The sequence below is a fragment of the Sphingobacterium composti genome (genome assembly GCF_009829075.1).
GTDB classification, from domain to species: domain Bacteria; phylum Bacteroidota; class Bacteroidia; order Sphingobacteriales; family Sphingobacteriaceae; genus Sphingobacterium; species Sphingobacterium composti.
The window spans coordinates 94,836-117,610 of the sequence record NZ_WUQZ01000001.1 but is presented as its reverse complement, the minus strand read 5'-3'; the positions used below and the strand labels follow the sequence as shown (position 1 = coordinate 117,610).

General features: G+C 36.0%; 15 protein-coding genes. 4 read left to right on the top strand and 11 right to left on the bottom strand.

The window, feature by feature from the left end; all coding sequences use genetic code 11:
* The first annotated feature begins 17 nt into the window (after positions 1-17).
* The 4 genes from nrdI (at position 18) to GOQ17_RS00540 (ending at position 5,238) form a co-directional block, all read left to right on the top strand.
* Complete coding sequence (gene nrdI / locus GOQ17_RS00555) at positions 18-422, top strand: class Ib ribonucleoside-diphosphate reductase assembly flavoprotein NrdI (RefSeq protein ID WP_159633227.1); 405 nt, start codon at positions 18-20, stop codon at positions 420-422.
* Positions 382-2,487, top strand: coding sequence for a class 1b ribonucleoside-diphosphate reductase subunit alpha (gene nrdE, locus GOQ17_RS00550; RefSeq protein ID WP_159633224.1), 2,106 nt, complete (start codon positions 382-384; stop codon positions 2,485-2,487). Before nrdI ends, nrdE begins: the two co-directional genes overlap by 41 nt.
* A 96-nt stretch (positions 2,488-2,583) precedes the next feature.
* Positions 2,584-3,570 (top strand): class 1b ribonucleoside-diphosphate reductase subunit beta, encoded by a 987-nt coding sequence (nrdF, locus tag GOQ17_RS00545; protein ID WP_159633221.1) that lies wholly within the window; start codon positions 2,584-2,586, stop codon positions 3,568-3,570.
* A 141-nt stretch (positions 3,571-3,711) separates the two neighbouring features.
* Positions 3,712-5,238, top strand: coding sequence for a S41 family peptidase (locus GOQ17_RS00540; protein ID WP_159633218.1), 1,527 nt, complete (start codon positions 3,712-3,714; stop codon positions 5,236-5,238).
* Between the two features lie 39 nt (positions 5,239-5,277).
* Here the strand turns inward: GOQ17_RS00540 and GOQ17_RS00535 are convergent, their stop codons facing one another.
* The 11 genes from GOQ17_RS00535 to GOQ17_RS00485 all read right to left on the bottom strand — a co-directional run bounded on the left by GOQ17_RS00535 (position 5,278) and on the right by GOQ17_RS00485 (position 22,765).
* A complete protein-coding gene (locus tag GOQ17_RS00535) occupies positions 5,278-5,709 on the bottom strand; it encodes a Dabb family protein (protein WP_159633215.1) in 432 nt (143 codons plus the stop codon).
* Positions 5,710-5,772: 63 nt separating this feature from the next.
* Positions 5,773-6,429, bottom strand: a complete 657-nt coding sequence (locus GOQ17_RS00530; protein ID WP_159633212.1) for an HAD family hydrolase — start codon at positions 6,427-6,429, stop codon at positions 5,773-5,775.
* Positions 6,430-6,525: 96 nt separating this feature from the next.
* A complete protein-coding gene (locus GOQ17_RS00525) occupies positions 6,526-8,232 on the bottom strand; it encodes a RagB/SusD family nutrient uptake outer membrane protein (RefSeq protein WP_236537005.1) in 1,707 nt (568 codons plus the stop codon).
* Between the two features lie 26 nt (positions 8,233-8,258).
* Positions 8,259-11,531 carry a SusC/RagA family TonB-linked outer membrane protein gene (locus GOQ17_RS00520; RefSeq protein ID WP_159633206.1) on the bottom strand — a complete coding sequence of 1,091 codons (3,273 nt, stop codon included), beginning with the start codon at positions 11,529-11,531 and terminating at the stop codon, positions 8,259-8,261.
* Positions 11,532-11,776: 245 nt separating this feature from the next.
* Positions 11,777-13,492 carry a GMC oxidoreductase gene (locus GOQ17_RS00515; protein WP_159633203.1) on the bottom strand — a complete coding sequence of 572 codons (1,716 nt, stop codon included), beginning with the start codon at positions 13,490-13,492 and terminating at the stop codon, positions 11,777-11,779.
* Between the two features lies 1 nt (position 13,493).
* Positions 13,494-13,973 (bottom strand): gluconate 2-dehydrogenase subunit 3 family protein, encoded by a 480-nt coding sequence (locus GOQ17_RS00510; protein ID WP_159633200.1) that lies wholly within the window; start codon positions 13,971-13,973, stop codon positions 13,494-13,496.
* Positions 13,974-14,130: 157 nt separating this feature from the next.
* Positions 14,131-15,702, bottom strand: a complete 1,572-nt coding sequence (locus tag GOQ17_RS00505; protein WP_159633197.1) for a RagB/SusD family nutrient uptake outer membrane protein — start codon at positions 15,700-15,702, stop codon at positions 14,131-14,133.
* A 9-nt stretch (positions 15,703-15,711) separates the two neighbouring features.
* Positions 15,712-18,864 (bottom strand): SusC/RagA family TonB-linked outer membrane protein, encoded by a 3,153-nt coding sequence (locus GOQ17_RS00500; protein ID WP_159633194.1) that lies wholly within the window; start codon positions 18,862-18,864, stop codon positions 15,712-15,714.
* Positions 18,865-19,260: 396 nt separating this feature from the next.
* Positions 19,261-20,436 (bottom strand): glycoside hydrolase family 76 protein, encoded by a 1,176-nt coding sequence (locus GOQ17_RS00495; protein WP_159633191.1) that lies wholly within the window; start codon positions 20,434-20,436, stop codon positions 19,261-19,263.
* A 59-nt stretch (positions 20,437-20,495) separates the two neighbouring features.
* On the bottom strand, positions 20,496-21,608 hold the full coding sequence (locus GOQ17_RS00490) for a glycoside hydrolase family 76 protein (protein WP_159633188.1): 1,113 nt from the start codon (positions 21,606-21,608) through the stop codon (positions 20,496-20,498).
* Positions 21,609-21,619: 11 nt separating this feature from the next.
* On the bottom strand, positions 21,620-22,765 hold the full coding sequence (locus GOQ17_RS00485; RefSeq protein ID WP_159633185.1) for a SusE domain-containing protein: 1,146 nt from the start codon (positions 22,763-22,765) through the stop codon (positions 21,620-21,622).
* Positions 22,766-22,775: the final 10 nt, after the last annotated feature.

Genomic DNA, 22,775 nt, shown 5'->3' with positions numbered 1-22,775 from the left:
CATAAAACTACCTATTTATGATACTGTATTACGACACAAAAACAGGAAATGTACAGCGCTTTATTGATAAAGTGGTACAGATCACAGGATGGAGAGCGATTCGTATTCAGAAGGATATGCTAATCGAGGAAGAAGGTCATTTGATTACTTTTACGACCAATTTCGGACAAATTCCTGCAATCACAGAAGACTTTGCTGCAAAAAACAATGCAAAGTTGTTTTCTGTGACATCAAGTGGGAACCGCAATTGGGGTAGAAATTTTGGTGTAGCTGGTGATAAAGTTGCTGCATTATTTGAAATTCCGCTAGCTTTTAAATTCGAGCTTTCGGGAACAATGGAAGACATTAATCAATTTATAGACATAATTAAGAATCAATACTATGATAGCAAACGAGGTAGCAAAAAACTGGATATTGCTTAATAATGAAATCATGATCAAACATGATGACGAGTACAGCTTGCATAAAGACAAAGAAGCTGTGCGCGCCTATTTCTTAGAGTATGTAAACAAGAATACGGTATTCTTTTACACACTTAAAGAAAAGATTGATTATTTGGTTGAACACAATTATTATATCAATTTCTACGAGTGGTTCACATTTGAACAAATGGAAGAAGTATACAACTTTGTATATGCTAAGAAATTCCGTTTTCAGTCGTTCATGGCGGCATTCAAATTTTTCCAAAGCTACGCGCTTCGTGATGATTCAGGAGAAAAATTCTTAGAACGCTATGAAGACCGTGTCGTGGCGGTATCATTATTTTTAGCACGTGAGGAAGGCGTTCAAAAAGCTATCGAATACGCCGAAATCATGATCAATCAAGAATATCAGCCTGCTACCCCGACATTCTTGAATGCTGGTAAAAAACGTTCTGGTGAATTAGTTTCTTGTTTCTTGGATGAAATCGGAGACAACTTGAATGGTATTGGTTATGCTGTAGATTCTGCGATGAAATTATCCTCTATTGGTGGTGGTGTTTCATTCAATATATCAAAAATACGTGCACGTGGAGAAGCTATTAAAGGCGTAGACGGTCGTGCAGGTGGGGTGCTTCCGATTATGAAAATCATGGAAGATACATTCTCGTATGCTAATCAATTGGGACAACGTCCTGGAGCTGGTGCGGTGTATTTAAACATTTTTCACTCGGACATCGAGGAATTCTTAGACTGTAAGAAAATCAATGTCGATGAGAAAGTGCGTATCAAATCATTGTCTATTGGTATCATCGTTCCGGATAAATTCATGGAATTGGCAGAGAAAGATGAGCCATGCTATTTGATCTATCCTCATACTGTAGTACAAGAGTATGGTCAATATTTGGACGAAATGGATATGGATCAATGGTATGATGAATTGATTACGAATCCAAACGTAAAGAAAAAGAAAATCAATGCGCGTCACTTATTAGTGAAAATCGCACAAACACAAAAAGAGTCTGGATATCCATATATTTTCTTCAAAGAGAACACAAATCGTGCTCATGCGTTGAATGGTATAGGCCGTGTGAAATTCTCTAATCTTTGTACTGAAATCATGCAAGTATCTGAAGTGTCAGATATTGAAATATATGGCAAAGAAGATACAATCCGTTACGGTATCTCGTGTAACTTAGGTTCGTTGAATATCGCAACTGTCATGGATAATAAACGTGTCAAAGAAGCTGTAAAAACTGCTATGCGCGCATTAACTGTTGTAACTGACGTGACTGATATCGCAATGGTTCCTTCTATTGCTAAAGCGAATAGAGAATTGCACTCTGTTGGTTTAGGCGCGATGAACTTACACGGTTACTTAGCAAAAAGCTTTGTGATGTACGAATCGCGTGAAGCGTTAGACTTTGCTAATACATTCTTCATGATGATGAACTACTACTCTTTAGAAGCATCTATGGAGATTGCTAAAGAACGTGGACGCACATTCGTGGGTTTTGAAAAGTCAGACTATGCGTCAGGTGCTTATTTTGACAAATACTTAGAAAGAGATTATTTGCCTAAAACGGATAAAGTAAAAGAATTGTTTGAAGGCGTACATATTCCTACCATCGAAGATTGGAACAATTTGAAAGCCCAAGTACAAGAACATGGTATCTACCACGCTTACCGTTTGGCTATCGCTCCTAACCAGTCTACATCATACATTATGAATGCAACAGCATCTGTAATGCCAATTGTAGATATCATCGAAGTACGTGAATATGGAGATAGTACAACTTACTACCCTATGCCATACTTGACGAATGATAATTATTTCTACTTCAAGTCAGCATATGATATGGATCAAATGAAAGTGTTGAAACTGATTTCAGTTATCCAACGCCATATTGACCAAGGTGTATCGACTATTCTACATACGAATTCAAAAGATTCAACTCGTGATTTAGCGAAATATTATATCTATGCACACAAATTAGGCTTAAAATCATTGTACTATACACGTACACGTAAGTCTTCTATTGATGAGTGTATCTCTTGTTCAGCATAGAAATTAGGAGCAATAATTTAAAATATTAACCTTATAGAGAGAGACGCTGAATAATAACTTATTCAGCGTCTTTATCAAAAGATATTCAATTACACAATGAATAAACAATTTACGGCAGTAAACTGGAATACCCCGGATAATGATTATGCATTAATGTTCTGGGAACAGAATATTAAACAATTCTGGATTGATACCGAATACATTCCTTCAAAAGATATCGACAGCTGGAAAGGTCTAAGCTGGGATATGAAAGAATGTTATAAAAAAGCATTAGGTGGTTTGACTTTGTTGGATACACTTCAAAGCCACACGGGCATGCCTAAAATCATTGATCATATTCCATCGCTTCAAAACAAAGCGGTATTGTCGTATATGTGTATGATGGAAGCTATTCATGCGAAGTCATATTCTACAATTTTCTCTACGGTATCAACTACTAATGAGATCAATGATGTATTCGGTTGGGTAGCACAAAACAAATTCTTGCAATTCAAAGCTGCTACGATTGATACACATTACCGTGCAATTGACAAAGAAAACCCTACAGATGAGGAATTATTTATGGCTTTAGGTGCTTCGGTATTGTTAGAGTCTTTCTTATTCTATTCAGGGTTCTTCTTGCCATTATGGTTATGTGGTCAAGGGCAAATGGTGGCTTCTGCTGACATTATCAAAAAGATCGTGGCTGATGAATCTATTCACGGTGTATTCGTAGGATTAATTGCGCAAGAAATCTTTGCTAAACTACCAAACAAAGAAGAGGTAAAAACTAAATTCTTGAAATTATTAAATGACCTTTACGAAAATGAAGTAAAATATACGGAAGAGTTATATACCGTAGTAGGTTTGACTGCTGAAGTAAAAGAATACGTGCGTTACAATGGTAATAAAGCGTTGATGAATTTAGGTTTCGAACCAATATTCGAGGTAAAACAAGTTAACCCTATTGTATTGAACGGTCTTAACACTGAAACAACACAACATGATTTCTTCTCTAAGAAATCAACAAACTACGAGAAAGCAACTGAAATTGTCCATTTAATGCACGATGATTTTGAAATGGATGCAACCGTAGATATTTAAGAAACAATATATAATAAAGCGATTTTAACTCCCTTCCAGAAATTCTGAAAGGGAGTTTTTTATTTTAAATCTCGACATCTATTCATTAATATTATTAACTTAGATAATAGTTAAATTAGACTCACTAACTAAGTCATAAACATGAACAGATTAATATATTTAATACCGATAATATTCATAGGTTTACTAAGTTGCAAAAAGAATGAAACCTATGAGAGTGATGCAGAAATTTTGTCCAACTGGAATTATTCCTCAGAGTCATATTTAAAAGATTCTACACTTTACATTACCAAACTTGTATCATTGTGGCAAGAAAACATTCATCCAAAGAATATCAATGATTTAGTAGATTCTGTAAAGGTCAGAAGATTTACAAAAGAATTTGATATGGCAGAAGATGTGCTAGATAATCTTATACAGATGACTCCACAAGATCCTGCTACGCGTGAACCTATTGATAGATTTAGCTTTCTTGATAGACAGGGTGTCGTAAATGAAGAAATCCAAAATGCAAGATCCATTAGCTATGGTCTTTATGTATTCTATTTGCAGACTCCAGAGTCTGAGAAGGATAATGCAGACCTGTATATTCGAATGGTAGATTTGAATTCACCTGCATACATTGCTGGTCTTCGTAGAGGTGATCGCATATTGAGTATCAATGGTGATACCAAATATGATTATATCACACAATACTCACAAAATTTCAGGGGTATCAACCAAGCATTAAGCTCTAAATCCATGACAATTAAATGGAAGAAACCTAATGGACAAGAAATGGAGAAAAGTATAATTAGTGCAGAATATTCCATTGATCCCATACTTAGCAACTGGACCAACACAATAGGGAACAAAAAAGTTGGATATTTTGCTTTAAGTTCATTTTTGAGTCTTACAAAAGTTGAGCAAGACGACGACGATAAAGACGTCGTAACATTGACTAAGTTACACTCAGACCTTGAAAAACTTTTCAACAAATATGAGAGTGAAGGAGTAAAAGAATTAATCATCGACTTAAGATATAATGGAGGAGGAGCCACTGCTACAGCCGAATATCTAGCAAATAAACTTGTACCTAGCTCTGCTACAAATAAAAGAATGTATTACTACAAACTTAATCCCTTTGTTAGTCAAGAATTAGGCGATGCATTTCCTGCTGTTAATTTTAATAAAAATGGAAATCTATCGTTATCCAAAGTATATTTTTTGGTTACTAATTCAACAGCATCAGCAAGTGAGTTGCTCATAAACTCCTTAAAACCATATATGGATGTACAGGTTATTGGATCTGAAAACACTTACGGCAAACCAGTAGGATTTTGGGGTATACCAATTGGTAAAAAAGGTAATAGAGCTGACCTCTTTGTAACATCCTTTCAAATGTTTAATTCAGCCAATTTTGGAGATTATTTCAATGGACTAGCTCCTAACAAATTAACTAAAGAAGATTACTTCAAAGACTTTGGAGATGAAGAAGAAGGATTTATTGCAGAAGCAATATATCATATCAAAAATGGTTCATATTCATCTGCTGGCAGATCTGCACTCGCAGCAAAAGATCTGCATCGTATTAATAATACTCATCTACTTAAATTTATAAACAGTAATAGAGTAAGTGATTTAGGTATGTTTAAATTCAGTACTCAAAAATTAAAACTTACTAAATAAAACAAATTGAGGACTTTAAATTTAAGTCCTCAATTGTTTTTATATATCTATTACTTCACTATCTCTTACCTCTACTTTAACCCAATATTTTTTATACTTTTCAATAGCATCCAAATGAATTGGATGTACCTCATAGACATTGATTTCGTCCATACCTTCGTAGCTCACAGTAATGCTGTAAGAAAAGGAATTATCGACTACAGGACGAGGGTTAGTAGGTGCTGGTTTTCCAACATATATTGATTTTATCCCAGGTACAGTCTTTAGTAATCTAAAAAAACCTAAAAAATCTTTTTCCTCCTCTTCTGTAATGCCCTCCTTAAGCCAAAAGTATACTTGATGAATAATATTACCTTTTGATAAGGTTCCCACATTTGTCACAGTAGATTCGGTCGTATTTGAAGCACATGAAGCAATTAAACTCGAAGTTAGTCCTGCTATTCCTGCACTTACAAAAAGTCTTCTTTTCATAATTATTTAATTTATATATTCGCTAGGTAGTTTGTTTTTAGCAAGTTACTAAATAATACCACGTTAATTAAAGAAATCTGAAAGTTTTGTTAAATCACTAATGAGAAATTCAGCTTCTGAAAGTCTAGCTTTTTCCGTTGCATGCTTTGTTACTGCTACACAAACTAAACCTGCTGCTGTAGCGGAAGTGTATCCTGTGATAGTATCTTCGATTGCAATTACTTCTTCTTTTGCCAATCCTAATTTTTCAGTTGCTAACCGATAAGGTTCTGGATTGGGTTTAGGATTTTCTACCAATTCACGTGTAATGAAAAATTCAAAATAATCCAAAAGCTGATGATGTCCTAATACAGTTTGAACAGTAGTATTATAGCTTGAAGTGACAAGAGCAATCCGCACACCTTTACTTTTAAAATATTCAAGGGTTTCTTTAGCATGTGGCATCAAACGAATGGTAGTCATATCTGACTTGGCATAATTGGCACGTGTGGCTGTCCACATAAATTCTTGCGTAGTATCGACACCAAATTGATCTTGTAGGTATTGAATATTTCGAACTAAGGTATGACCTGCAAAATCACGAATCCAATCTTCGTAAGTGATCTGTACTCCAAATTCTTCTGCCAAAATCGGAGACCAATTACTAAAATAAAAGAATTCGGAATCTATAAGCGTACCATCCAAATCAAACAAAACGGCTTTAATGTTAGATAATTTCATAACCCAAAGGTCGGTAATTATCTGTTGGAATAGAGGATATTTTAGGTTAAATTGCTGTAAAAAAGCCTTTCCAAAATTGGAAAGGCTTTAGTGTTATTAATTGTAACCTTGATTTTGTTTAAGTGTTCCTCCACTTCGATCGATTTCAGTTTGTGGAATTGGAAAATAATCGTTTTGTGGTTTGTAAGAAATGCCACGATAAAAAGGCAAAAGTGATCCTTCAAAAGCAGAATAACTTTCCAATACCGTCTTTGCAGTTCCCCATCGTACCAAATCGAAATAGCGATGTCCTTCTAACGCAAGTTCCAAACGACGCTCCATGCGTACTGCCTTACGTGCGTAATCAGCATTCGGAAAGCTAGGATATGGTTTAACTTGATAATCTGCAACAGGAGCACCATCAACCATTTTCGCAGGAAGCTTAGCCGCTCTTAAACGAACAGCATTTACATAATTTAGTGCTGTAGATAAATCGCCTAATTCAACAGCACATTCTGCAGCCATTAAGTAAACGTCAGCTAATCTCATGATATTTACATCCAAGCCCGTGATATATGCTTCACCTGCAACAGTATTACCTGCGAATTGACTTTGTTTAATCATAGTCTTGATACCAACAAAAGGTCCTGCAAATGAAGCTGAACGAATCCAAGAATCACCTGGCATAATGCCATAGTCCAAGAACGGAACTCCTCTTCTGCCTACAGTATAATCAAGACGTGGATCTACACGCAAGTCTGTATCTACTTCATAGTTTGTTTTTGCTGTACCTGTTAATCCCAAATCTGACTTATACGGATTGGTACGATATTCACCATCTAAATAAGGCAAACCGTTTGCATCTACTTTATAAGCATTCACTAAGTCGATAGTAGGTTGGTAGAATCCACAACAGCTCACTGGAGCTGCATAGATACCACTTAGCATATCCCCTACATTAGCATTGTCTGCAGAACCGTTTGGATTAATTGCATGTTTTGACACCAATAAAGCTTCTGGACCGTCCTCTTTTTCTACATCAAAATTATTTTCAAAAGGCATCGTAGTTAGATCTTTGGAACCGATTACTTCTTTGAAAAGAGGCAAAGCCAAATCAAATTTCTTTTGGTATAAATACAATTTTCCTAAATACGCTTTGGCAATATTTTTATCCATACGACCAGCTTGTCCATTTACTTTAGTAGTAGGTAATTTATCCGCCGCAAATTTAACATCTTCAATAATTTTCTCGTAGATATCTGTATCATTAGGTTTTGTTTTAGACTCCTCTAACGTTGTATTTTCATCAATCCACGGTAGATTACGAAAGATACGCCACATAAAGAAATAATAATGTCCACGAAGCATACGCGCTTCAGCTTCTATTTCTACAGCACGTGCAGCTGCAATATTCTTACTGCCCTCTTGATCTTGTTTCAAAAGCTTAAGGGTGGTATTCGATCGAAGTACACCTTCATAGTAAACTTGCCACATAGTGGTTAAGTTGTCATTTGCTGGATTAGGATTAAGCATTTCAAGCAAATTCATATTAGGCTGATCCGTTTCTTCTGAGCCTTTATGTGCGTTATCAGAGGTCATCTCACCAAACACCCATTGACTTGGTGCTGCTGCATAATTTCCCCAAGAACCACTTACATTACCATTCATAATACTATAAGCTCCCAGCAATACAGCTTCAATTCCCTCACCATTACTCACCTGTCCTTCTCCCAACTGTCCTTGTGGTACTTTCTCTAAAAACTCTTTCCCACAACTATTTAATAATAAGCCTGACGCTAGTAAGGCTATATATATATTACGCATTTTCATAATATTCAACATTTCAATAATTAAAAACCTAAACTCAATCCAAACAAAAACTGACGAGACTGCGGGTAAACACCTAAATCCACCCCAATAGCGGGATAATCAGAAGGCGTTGCTGTCACTTCAGGATCTAAACCGTCATATTTTGTAATTGTAAATAAATTGGTGACCCCTACGTACATACGCAATTTGCTAATAGCTGTATTGCTGCCAAATACATTTTGAACAGGTAGATTATAGCCAATTTGTAAGTTTTTCAATTTTAAGAAACTTGCATCCTGTACGAAATAGCTAGATGTTGCATATTCAAAAGCAGATGCATTCGATGTCAAAGAAGGCATCCCTGAATTAGGATTTGTAGGAGACCATGCATCTAAGAGTCGAGCGCTTTTAGATCCTGAAAATACGGAGAAGTCTGTGAAATAACGTGTCATATCAAAAACATCATTACCTTGAGAACCGTAGAAAAACATAGACAGATCCCAATTTTTATAGGCCGCATTGATACCTAACGAATAGATAAAATCAGGATGTGGACTACCTATTACGGTACGGTCTTGATCATTAATTACGCCATCATTATTAATATCTTGATATTTCAACCCTCCTGGTCTTGCCTTATCATCTGCATAATTGGGTGAGTTCGCAACATCGCTTGCATCTTTATAGACACCTGCAACTTGATAACCATAGAATGAACCGAAAGCTTCTCCTGGTTTTAATATCGTAGTAGATATACTTCTGAAGTTTCCATAAATTTGAGAAGATACAGAAGGTGCTAAAGCGACTACTTCATTAATATTTTTTGAGAAAGTACCACTCAAGTCAAGTGTGAAGTCTTTCTCTTGACGACGACCGTAATGGTATCCCAAAGAAAGTTCTAAACCATGATTGCGCATATTACCAATATTTACATAAGGTGATGCTGCTCTACCTACCGAAATAGCTGGTAGCGGTACACGGAATAGCATATCTTCAGTTTTCTTATCATAATAATCGATAGCGCCATCAAAGTCGCCATTTAAAAATGTAAAATCAACCCCTACATTTAATGCTTTCACTTGCTCCCATTTTACATCTTCATTGGAATAATCACTTTGCCAAAGTCCACTTTGCACTGTTCCACCAATAGGATATGACGATTGGGTGATTGAACTCGCATAACGGTTTATATAATTATATGCTGGAATACGTTGATTACCCGTAACACCGTATCCTGCTCTTAATTTTAAATCTGAAACCCATGAAACATCCTGCATGAACTCCTCACTCGACACACGCCATGCTCCCGAAATTCCTGGGAACAAACCATATTTGTGCGTCGGTCCGAAATTGGAAGAACCATCACGACGTAACGTTGCACTCAAAATATAACGATCATTGTAACTATAATCCACTTTACCAAAAACAGAAAACATAGAACCAACACCGCCTGAACTTGCATTACCAAAATTGGAAGTACCAGCATTCAAGTAAAAATAATCTAAACTATTGAGTATAAAGAAGTTATTTCTATTTCCTGATAAATCACGACTACGGCTACTAATAGCTTCTGTACCTGCTAATATATTTAAGTTATGTAAATCAAATTGCTTACGATAGTTTAAGGTATTTGTCCAAGTCCATTCAGAACCATATCCAAAATATTCGCTCAATGCATTATTCATCGATCCTTCACCAAATTCTGGGTTTGGATATGCGATATCTATTCCGTTATAATTCTCATAACGAAGTCCAAAACTAGTTCGATAAGTAAGTCCCTCTACAATATCTACTTCACCAAAAATATTCCCGAAAAAGAAGTTGCTTTTATTAACGTCATCTTTCGCACGATATGCCCATGCAACAGGATTCTGACCATTTCCATATCCTCCTCTTGTACCTGCAAAATTGCCTCCTTCATCATAAACAGGCACTATATTTTGAATACGAAATGCCCAAGCAACCACACTCTCATCTCCCATATAACCACCAGCAGCATTTGGATTCACTCCCATACCTACACCTCTTGTATAGCTATATTGCATATTTTCACCAAATCGTAATTTGCCATCGAAAGCTTTGAATTGTGTGTTAGTGCGGACATTATAGCGCTGAAAATTTGAATGTATCACTGTACCTTTTTGATCCAAAAACCCTCCAGACATTGCATAACTTGCATTATCATTGCCCCCAGTGGCTGCCAATTGATACGATTGTGTTGGTGCATTCTGGGTTACTTCTCTAAACCAGTCCGTCCCCTCCTTATTTGCTTTGGTGATTTGATAAAAAGTAGCAAAGTCACGTGTATAATTATACTTGGACATATCCGCATCTGCGGGTGTAATATCATGTCCAAATTTTGATCCTGCTGCTAGATAATCCGGTAAGGTAAGATTAGTACCATTTATGCTATTCTGCATATCCAAATTCTGCTGGGGAGTCAGCATTGTTGGAAAACGTTCCTTTTGAGGGGACTGCATACCTGCATAAGCATCAAAACTAAATTGGGTTTTACCGGACTTACCACTACGAGTAGTTATGATTACTACCCCATTATTTGCTCTAGCACCATATATTGACGCTGCTGATGCATCCTTCAGTACTTGCATGGATTCAATATCATTTTGATTTAGCCAGCTCAGCTTTCCTTCAAAAGGAACACCATCAATAATATATAGTGGTTCATTATTATTAATTGTCGAATAACCCCGTATTTTAATTTGTGGTGTAGAACCAGGGGCTCCATCATTCACAATTTGAACCCCGGTAGCCTTACCTTGTAAGGCCTCTACAGCAGTTGCTGCAGGTTGAGATTTCAAAACTGCCACATCAACGATAGCTACCGAACCTGTTAAATCTTTTTTACGCTGCGTACCGTAACCTGTTACAACGACTTCTTCCAAATTAGTCCCATCTTCTTCCAATTGGATATGGACATTAGTAGATGAGGCTGTAACAGTTACTGATTTTGAAATATGCCCGATGTAAGTGAATTCAATAACTTGGTTCGTATTAGCTTTAATTTCAAATTCACCATTTTGGTTAGTCGAGGTAACATTATTTGTTCCTACCACTTTTACGGTTACACCAGCTAAAGCTTCATTGCCATTCGAGGATACTACTCTTCCCTTCACAGCTATCTCTTGTTGAATAGAAGTGATTTCAGGCTTTACAAGTGAATGAAAATTTGTTGAATTATTAGCATACGCCATTTGGCTGGCGATTAATAATGCTACAGATACATACGTGCAGCGATTGGAGGAAATATTTTTTTGAATAAATACTTCCTTCATAACTGAATAGAATTTTTTCATAATAAGTGTGTGTGTGTGTGTGTAATGGTTATCATAATTTATCGTCTACGTAGACGACGGTAGAGGTTGTGTAATTAATTAAGTCATAGTAGAGGTCGTTTTAATGTAAGTAATTGTGTTATCGAATTGAAGTTAATAAAGTAAATTACTAAAACCAAAATTTACACAACAAAAATGTTACGTGATAAAAAAAGTCTATTTCAAATTATGAAATAGACTTCACGATTATAAAACAATAAATAACCTTAAATGTTTTGTTTCCTTAATTCTGAAACGGCAAAATCAACTGATCGCGCAGAGAATGCCATATAAGTAAGAGAAGGATTTTGAGTAGATGTAGAGGTCATTGCAGCTCCATCTGTAACAAACACATTTGGTACAGCATGTAACTGATTCCATTTATTTAGCATAGAAGTCTTTGGGTCTAATCCCATGCGGACACCACCCATTTCGTGGATATCCAATCCGGGAGCTTGCCAACTATCATTCCGTCTAATATTTGTAAAGCCCACATTGACAAACATTTCTTCCATCGTATCAAGATAATCTTTTTTCATTTTTTCATCATTCTCATCATAATCAATAGAAATCTTGAGCAAAGGTATCCCCCATTCATCTTTTTTATCTACATCCAGCGCTACATAATTAGACGCTTTAGGGATAGTTTCACCCATCATATGGGAGCCAACGCCCCAATTTCCTAATTTTGGATTTAATAAAGAATTTTTCAAATCTTCACCAAGACCAGAAGTATCGGAGTGTGAAGAGCGGTATGCTCCAAAACCAGCTGCGTAACCGCGTAAGTAATCTGTTTCTTGCGTATGAAGGTTTCTGAATCTTGGAATATATGCTCCTCCTGCTGGATTACGTCCCTCAACTTTGTAATCTAGTAATCCTTCGTATTCCGCATATATCCGCGCACTATAATTATGAAAAGCAACGTACTTGCCTAATGTATCACTATCATTGCCCAAGCCATTTGGAAAACGATTGGATATAGAATTCAATAAAATCAAATTTGTATTTATTGCTGCTGCATTTACAAAAATTACCTTAGCGTAGAAATCAATTTCCTCTTTGGTGTTTCGATCGATAACTCTTACACCGATAGCTCTTCCCTTTTGCTCATCATATAATATAGAGTGTACAACGGAGTCAGGACGTAAAGTAAGATTGCCAGTTTTTGCTGCCCATGGAAGCGTAGAAGCATTCGAACTAAAATATCCACCAAAAGGACAACCACGCTGACACAATGTTCGATTTTGACATTGCGTACGTCCTTGTTGAATATGAATAGGCTGAGGTTGTGAAATATGCGCACATCTTGCCGAAATAACTTTTCGGTTCGTATATTTCTTTTCTACTGCTTGTTTGAAATATTTTTCGACTACATTCAATGGATAACCAGGCAAAAACTCACCATCAGGTAATTCAGGCAATCCATCTTTATCTCCCGCAATACCTGCAAAACGCTCTACATGGTCGTACCAAGGCTTTAAATCGGCATATCGAATTGGCCAATCTACCGCAAAACTATCGCGAGCTGGACCTTCAAAGTCAAAATCCGACCAACGTTGAGTTTGTCTAGCCCAAAGTAATGATTTCCCGCCCACTTGATAGCCACGAATCCAATCAAATGGCTTCTCTTGAATATATGGGTGTTCCTTGTCTTTAACAAAAAAATGAGCAGCATCTTCATGGAATGCATAGCACTTGCTCACAACCGGATTATCTTGTTTTATTTGGTAAGGCATTTCATTACGATGCTCAAACTCCCAAGGATACATATTGGTCGTTGGGTAATCTTTAATATGTTGCACATCACGACCACGCTCTAGTACTAGCGTTTTAAGCCCACGTTCACACAACTCTTTGGCAGACCAACCGCCACTAATTCCAGAACCAACAACAATCGCATCGTAGGTTCTATCTTTTTGCGAATCTATATTCAGGAATGCCATATTAACTGCTCACTTTTACTGCACCATCGTATCTGCCTGGTACCAATTCATAAATTATCTTGTTTTTCATCACATACTCTGAATTTTGATAGCCCATAATGGTACGTCTTTTCAAGATTGAAAAGAACTTATCCTCATTTCCTAGAGATGATAAATACTGCTGGATTTCTTGTGGAGACTTGCCTTTTACAGATTTTGCCTTTTTTAAACCTTCTACAAAAACGGTTTGATCCTCTAGAGAATGACAATCATCAACCATTTTCATAACGAATAAATGTAAATTAAGGGCTTTGGCACCAGGTGAATCCGTTTCAGGGATTATAGACTCGACAAGTTCGCCTAATAAATCTTCATCAGCCTTTGAAAAATCGACTTTTGAGAGGGCTATGCTGGACTTTTTGCGATCTCCCGTACATGATGTAGCTATAGCTATACCCCCAGCGAGAATAAAAAGTTGCTTGATAGCGGATCTTCTTTTCATTGTTGTTTTCAATTGGTATCCCTAATATATGAATTATTTAGGAAAACGATTTAGCTTAAAATTGTAAGATTTGATTTTATGGTGAAATTAAATCAATAAAAAACTCCCCAAAACTGTTGATACATTTTTAGGGAGTTAAGTTATTATAATGCTTATATTAATTATAACCTGGATTCTGTGTCAAATTAGGATTTCTTTGCAACTCATCATTTGATATTGGCCACAATAAATCCGACTCTTTAAATGTAGCTCCTGATCCATTCTGTGCACCGATCAAATTCACCCATGTGATAGATCCTTTGACCGTTTGTGAGATAACAGGAAATTTCCTTGTCCGGATAATATCATCCCACATTTTGAATTCTAAAGGAAACTCTCTTAGCCTTTCGTTCCAACATTCTTCAATAAATTTTTCTTTAGAAAGTGCTAATAATTCCGAAGTGATTGTAGCCACCGTCTTTCCTGTCGTATTTGCACGTGCTTTTACATTCGCTAAATAACCAGCGGCTTCGGCATTAACAGATCCAGCAGCTACAATAGCCTCTGCAGCAATTAATAGCGCCTCTGGATATCTGTAAAAATTCCAATCCTTTGTGCCTCTGCCTGAATTTAAAAGAGCATCTTCATCATAGTAATACCAAACACCCGCTTCTGTAGAAGTCCATTTTTTAGTTGGATCATCAGGTCTTGTATAACTCCAATGAAAGAACTGATTAGGTTTTATGCGTAAATCGTCTGCAGCGTAAACATTTAAGAACCTACTAGTTGGTCCAAAAACGCGCTCAAAAATAGAGTAGGTAGAAAATACAGATACCGCTGAAGAGCTAAATGCATACGTAGGCCACCATGAACTTGTGGAAATCGTCCCATCAAATTCCATTGCATAGATTACTTCATTCAAATTATCCGTTTTGCGAAGTTGATTATAGGCACTATTTGCCTCCAAATCGGTATTTTGAATCATGCCATGTGATGAATTAATTACCAATTTTGCCATCTCCGCAGCTTGCGTATTTTTTCCTTGTTGCAAATACACATTTGCTAACGCCATAGCTGCTACGTATTTAGAAATCCGATGGTTGTTATTCGCGAATGTTTTAGCTGGTAAAATTTGTACAGCCTCATTCAAATCACTTTCTATAAGTTCATACACTTTAGGAACTTCTGTACGTGATGCATCAAGATTATCCAAACTCTCAGTGGGTTCAGTAACTAAAGGAACATCACCAAATGTCTTCACCAAATAAAAATAATTATATGCTCTAAAAAATTTAGCTTCTGCAATAAATTGCTTTTGCTTATTCGCATCCGAAAAAGGAATTTCTGGTATATATTTAATTGCCCCATTGGCAATATTGATCGCTTCATAAGCAGAATTCCACACTCCATCCATTGTCCCAGAAATCATACTTACATTATTTTGCCTAGTTAGTTCACGAGCATATTTGCACACTAACTCTTGACCTTCATAGCTGTTCGTAAAATAACCTGTTAACATAGTGTTTATTGAAGCTTGAGGGCCCAAATAAGCGCTCCCTGCTGAAGAATATCTTGTAGGTGCTCCTCTCCTGTAAAGAGAATTGATATTACCAGTAGCTTGTAGTTCAGTTTTATAATATGTTTCTTTGATAATAGAGGATAAAGGAGCTTCATCAAGAAATTTGGTACATGATGAAGTACTTACAATCAACCCTAATCCCAACGCGATTATTAATTTATTTCTTTTCATGATAGTATTCTAAAATTTAACATTTACCCCTAATGTGAAAGTCTTGGCTCTAGGATAAGAGAAAAACGTAATATTTTGCCCGAAGTTATCTCCTACTTGAGATGTACTTTCTGGATCATATCCTTTGAAGTCTTTGGAAGTAATCAACCAAGGATTATTCGCAGATGCAAATAGTCTGACAGCACCTAATCTTAATTTATTCAACATTTCTGAATTAAAAGTATAACCCAATTGTATCAAATTAAATCTTAGATAGGATCCGTTTACTACCCATGCATCATCAACATTTGTATCTTGTCCTGCATGACCACTATTTGTTAAATAAATAGCCTGTTGCCTTGTATTTGGATTGGATTCACTATACGCATCAGTTAAAATTTCTACTAGACCATTAGTAATTCCAAATCTATCGTATGTGGAATGATAGAACTGTTGCATAGTCTCTACTCCATAAACAAATTGGAGATCAACTGTTAAATCAAAATCACCGTAGTTAAGCGTATTTATAAAACTTCCTGCCCAGTCTGGAGTCCCCTTACCAATGATATATTTGTCAGTAGAACGCTTAGGTCTTCCCACTTGACTTAGCGTCGCTTGACCTGCATCAACATCAGCTTGTGTGTAAATTCCTTCGCGCTTATATCCATAAAAGCTATTTAAATTTTCGCCTACACGAATGATTTGATTCGCTCCGCCAACCCACCATAATCTTTGTATATCCTCATCCTTATCTCCTAGTTTTAAAACTTTATTCTGGTTATAACTCATATTCAACATGGTATTCCAAGTTAAATTTTCATTTCTTACAGGATAAGCATTGATTAATAACTCTATACCTCTATTCTGCACTGAACCAATATTTTTCATTACACTTGAATAACCAGTACTTCTCGGAATAGGAGTTTGCAACAATAAATCAACAGTCTTTTTATTGTAAACTGACACATCAAAATTTAAACGGTTAGAAAATAAACCAAACTCTACCCCAAAATCAAATTGATCAGACGTTTCCCATCGCAAATCTGGATTTGCTAACGTAGATACCCATGAAAATGGTTGTCTTGTACCATCTAATAAAGTAGTACCCGCTGATACATTAGCAGTAGAACTATAAGACCCTATTTCAGAATTACCAGTCCGTCCATAACTTGTATGAATTTTTAAATTACTAATGGTATTATTATCTGCCATGAAATCCTCATTTGACACATTCCACGCTAAACCTGCGGAAGGGAAAAATGCATATTTGTTGTTTTTACCAAATTTTGAAGAACCATCATAGCGTCCTGTTACTGTAGCAGAATACTTATCATTATAGGTATATGCTCCCCTTACAAAGTAAGAATTCATTGCCCATTTATCTGTATTGGAGTTTGGAGAAGAAGGAGTTCTTCCTACCCCCATATTATTCCATTCATAAAAATCATCGTCAAATCCCTCAGTACGTGATTGCGAATATTGTGATGATCTAGCTTGCCAAGACAATCCCCCCATCAAATTAACTCTATGTTTATCAATTGTTTTTTGGTAAGTAAGATAATTTTCTTGTTGCCAATAGAACATATTTTCGTATTGCAGCTCTGCCCAACCATTAGGCTTTGATATATTATTCAACAATACGGAAGAATAGCCCTTATAATCTCTGCGTTGGTTATCAACACCAAATTGAGTTCTCAAATCTAAACCTTCAGCCAAATGGAATGTCAAGGCTGCATTACCAAAGATCTGTGTATTATACCGGTTTCGCTTTTGCAATTCCAAGATAGAAACTGGATTTGCCATACCTTCAAAACCTAAAACATTATTAACAGTTGAACTTGTAGAACTTGTATATTGTCCTGATGGTTCATAGACAGGTAACCATGGAAGCATTTCAATCATAGTCCGTCTAGCATCTTGTCCACCACCATCTTCAGGTGTATAGTTTGCTAGACTGTGATTCACCATGAGGTTCACACTCGACGACAACCAATCAACCGCTTTAGTGTCATAGGCAAGCTTACCACTAAAACGTTTACTAAACATATTTTTAATTACACCTTGTTGATCAGTATAATTTACAAAAGCACCAACAGATGATTTTTCATCACCCTGTTGAATATTTATTTGGTGATTATGAGACAGTCCATTCTGACTTGACTCCTTTTGCCAATCCGTATCATACAAAGGATTTCCATTGGAATCGAAATAATTGGGGTCATTAAACCAATCCTTCTTGTCTAAAGACCATGGTTTCCAATTTGGATCTCTATTTTTTAGAAAATCAGCTTGATATTTATTTTCATTGGCCAATCCAATCATAAATGCATCTACCCATTGCTGACTATTCAAAACATTCATATATCGCTGTACAGAACTTACACCTACTGAACCTTGATAGCTGATAGATTTACCTCCACCTGAAGCTCCACGTTTTGTGGTGACAAGTATAACCCCATTCGCCCCTCTAGCACCATAAATTGCTGCGGAAGAAGCATCTTTCAAGACTTCTATACGCTCAATATCATTGGGGTTCATAAGATGAAAATTTTCCATAACTACACCATCTACCACGTATAATGGACTAGATGAGGCATTAATCGTAGCATTACCACGAATTAATACTTTAGCTCCATAAGCACCTGGCTGTCCTGAATTCGAAAAAATATTTACACCGGCGGCCTTACCTCTTAGGTTATCTAATGCTCCAAAATTTTGTGCCTTGGTCATTTCTTCTCCTTTTACTACTGCAATGGAGCCAGTAACATCTGACTTCCGCATAGTACCGTAGCCCACAACTATTACCTCTTCAATATCTGCTTGCTCAGCAGCCAGTCGGAAAATAATTGAAGTGCCAGATACCGTTTGTTCATTAGCTTGAAAACCCAAAATATTAGCTATCAAAATATCACCATTTCGTGCTTGGATAGAGAATTTTCCTTGGCCATCTGTTTGCGTTGTTAAATTTGATCCTTTTAGGTTGATTGTAACACCAGATATGGGGTCTCCAGACGAGGCATCAACGACAGTACCTTGCACTGTTTGTTGTTTTAAAGCGTGATGATAAGCTTCTTCGAACGATAGCCTATTTCCATATACTGAATTAGTGCTGATTGCAAGTAAGGAGAAGGTAAAAACCCACAACCTACCCTTTCCAAGTTTAAGTTTGTCTAAATTCCACATAATATAATTTAATTAGTCAATAGATTTTTAAGTAGAAACTTTTAATTACAGAATTGATGTATTGAAACTTTTGGTAAAATGCGTTTATAATTTATACTAATTAAATCATTTTAATCGATTTAGCAAAAGCATTTTGAATAATTTTTAAATGGAAAAGAAAAATATCATCCAACTTTGTCCTAAAGACTGCTTATAAGTTGTAACCTAATTAAAGGCTTATACTATGGTTAAGCAGATATTTTACAAAAAATAATAATATTTTCAAGATCAAAAACTTAATCAAAAAGAGTTAAAAAATTATTATCTATATTTTCAGCAACTAACCCTAAAACAAAAAATGCTCAGCTGTGGCAGCTGAGCATAAAAATTAATTATTTCAACAAACAATAGTCTTACCTATTTGACATGCGCCATTTTACTGTACATTTCTACTACAGCAAATTGATCTAACAACCATTTTGACTTTTCGCTCTTATCTCCAGACCAATCTTTATTAAATAAGCCATTTGGTTCACGCATATGTTTCCATGCATGATCCAAATTCTTCTGAAAAGCGTCAACGTAAGTTTTGTTTTTATCGACTTGATACAATTCAACATAACCACGCATCATTACAGCTATAAACCAATTGTTACTTGTTTTAAGTAATTTCACAGCTTTTCCCGAGTCTTTATCTTTACCATCAAAGAAGAAGTGATCAAAACCTCCTTTAGCCGCATTTTGTGCATCAATAAGATATTGCTTATTCTTTGTTAATTTATATAATAAAGCACCCGCTTGAATCATTTGCCCTGTGTTATAAGCGTATTTTCTCTTATCCACTTGGCCTTTCAGATTGATATTATCAAAGTATACAAAATCCGTCCAATCTATCAAATTCTGTTGTGTCCATTTGTACAAATCTTGCGCTTGATTCAAATACTTTTTATCCTTTGTCGCCTGATACAATTTAGCTAAATACACTACACTTGGCGCATTAGAACATGTATTTTTTGATTCTTTACGTTGCTCACACCAATAAATACCACCACCAAGCTTATCATCCATCCCACTTTCAACAAAGGTCCATATCTCTAGTGCCTTTTCTAAGTAGCGCTTGTCCTTCGTAAGTAAATATATATCTGTAAAATCAATTCCTAACCACACATTGTCATCATAAAATCTGTCCGATAATGGCGCTGAATTTATATAGGAAGCATATCCAACAGGATTTCGCTTATCAAAGTATTCTTCTAGACCGACTAATACCTTGGTATCAATGTGATTTAGCGTTTGTTTACTTTTTGTATTCTCATAAAGTGCAACAGTTGCTGATAGGGACCCTGAATAAGGCCACAAATAGGCGAATGGATTCGACTTATTAGAATTTTCACCTCCACCCAAATAGTCTGCTCTATAATCGTCCTTAAATGGATAATGCTCACGAAGTAATTGTCGATTATGAACACCGTAATATTTATAAATAGAATCTAATGTTTCCTTTGCGCGATTAATATTTCTATTCGCTTGGGCATAAACCAAATTGACAGCAATGCATGATATTACAAAGCATGTTAAAAAAAAGTTCCTCATAATTCTGTTTTTATAAATCTTCATTAGCTATAGTTAGCTAATGAAGATTAGGTTATAGATTATTTCATAATTGCTAACGCCTCAAAAAGCATAGCTGCACTTGATTGAGAGGTTAATTGTGTATTTCCTACAGGTACTGTAGTCCACGAAGGACTGTATAATAGTACATTTGGATCAGTTCCCCTTGTCCATGCCACCTTTCCATTATTTATTAAAAAGTTTTTAAACTTTGTCTTAAATAAAGGATCAATTTCTTCTAATGATAGATAGTCCACAAAGTATCGAATAAAAATTCCTTTGAATAACGCGCCATCTCCACTTCCCTCATCACGTAACACGTTATTACTTGCATCAATACATTTTGTGATAGTGTAATTAGTAATCTTCTGCGCATCGTTCAGATAAACAACATCTTTAGTAATACGGTACAATTCCACTGCTGTACCCAAAAATGTACCTTGGTTGTACGTAAGTGTAACGCTATTCAAAGTATTTGTTCGACCGTCTATATTATCATAAACTGCCCCTGTAGCTCGATTGTACAAATTATCCTTCTGCCATTCATAGATTTTTATTGCCCAATCCAAATATTTCTGCTCTTTTGTCAAATTGTACAGTCTAGCAGCAAGAATACTAGCGGGGCCATTTGAGCAAGCGTTTTTGCTATATGGCTGATCCTTTTTCCATGCTAATCCACCACCAACATATTCTTCATTCCACGCCAATATTATATCATCCCACAATAAATGAACCGCATCTAGGTATTTCTGATCTTTGGTCACATCGTACAAGCGTAAAAATGTCAACGCATTCCATTCCATATCATCGTAATAAATGTTGTAGTAGGTACCTCCGTTTCTCACCTTTATACCGGCAAACCAAGTATCAAAGTAGTTTTTATAGGAAGCATCATTAGTTCGCAGATATGCATCGATTACAACATCCATCGCGTGCGCATTTGGCCAATATTGGAACCCTCGATCGGATTGATTACTTCCATAATTGAAATATCCAGCTTCGTTCCAAAAATCAGTTATCAATTTATCTGTCGTCTTATTCGCAATATTTTCCCATGATTCGGAGATGGTATCGTCAAAGCGATATTCATCCTCTATTTTATCACAAGAATAAAATCCTGTTAACAAAACAAATAAATAAGCTATTTTTTTCATATCCATCAGTTTTAATTAACAGTTACTGTGTGCGTATAATCTTTATCACCTTGCAAAATAATAGATATCGTAGTCGATTTTCCGTCTACCGCATCAATAAACTTCCACTTGTCATCCCACTGTGAATTGTTTGGCAATACTCTGATAAAGTAATAAGAAGGTGCTGAGCTAGCATTAGGTGGGTTATCCGTAGAATTTTTCGTCCCGAATTGTCCAATTTTAGTTGCGCCATTTTCAATGTATTCAAATTGGAATTTGTAACGCTGATCTCTCCCCCAGCTTTCTTGTTTGAAATTCACTACCCCCGTACCTCTAAAAATACCATTGCCAGCATAAGGCATATTTACAACAACACTATTGCTCGGTGAAAAGAACATGCCAACTTTAGTGATTTCGATAGCAGATATTGTTGCTACGTTGAAGTCTATACTTATTTTATATACGCCAGTTTTTGATACTTGCATACCACTTTCGTCAGTACCTTCTTTTAATTTCACTTGATCATCAGAGTAAAAATATCGTGGTGTGCCACCTTTACGATCAATAAACACATATTTTTTACCTGCTTCTAGTTTAGTATAAATTTCGAATTCACCTGGAGCAATTTGCTTGAAAGGCATACTCGCATTGATATCCGCACCAGTTTCACTGCCTTCGCCGGTTACAAAAACTTCATTAGGCACGTCAGCAAATCCTTCAAGTGTTGTAATGTTCAATTTTCTTGATTGATTACTCAAAACTTGATTCATTCCGCGAGAAGATATAATTGACCAAACAATATCCACAGATTCTCCAGGATTTGCTCCTGCACTGATTGCAATACTGTTCAATATTTTATGTGAAACTATAGCGTTGGACAAATAACCATTATTATTTGAAGTCATTCTATAGATAGGTTGAGAGAAATTACCTCCTACCTTGTCGAAAACAATTTCGTACAGTGCAGCTCCACTATCTTCGGTTTTAGCTGGTTCCCATTCAAAAAACAAAGATGCTGAAGCAGCGCTCAGCAATTTCACGCTGGCATTCTCTGTCGGTGCATACAACGCGTTAACTGCCGTCACTTGTGCATCCGAATAATTCATATTATCAGTCTTACACGAGTACATGAAGACTAGCATATACAAACTCAATATGATGTTGATTAATTTTTTCATAATTCAATTG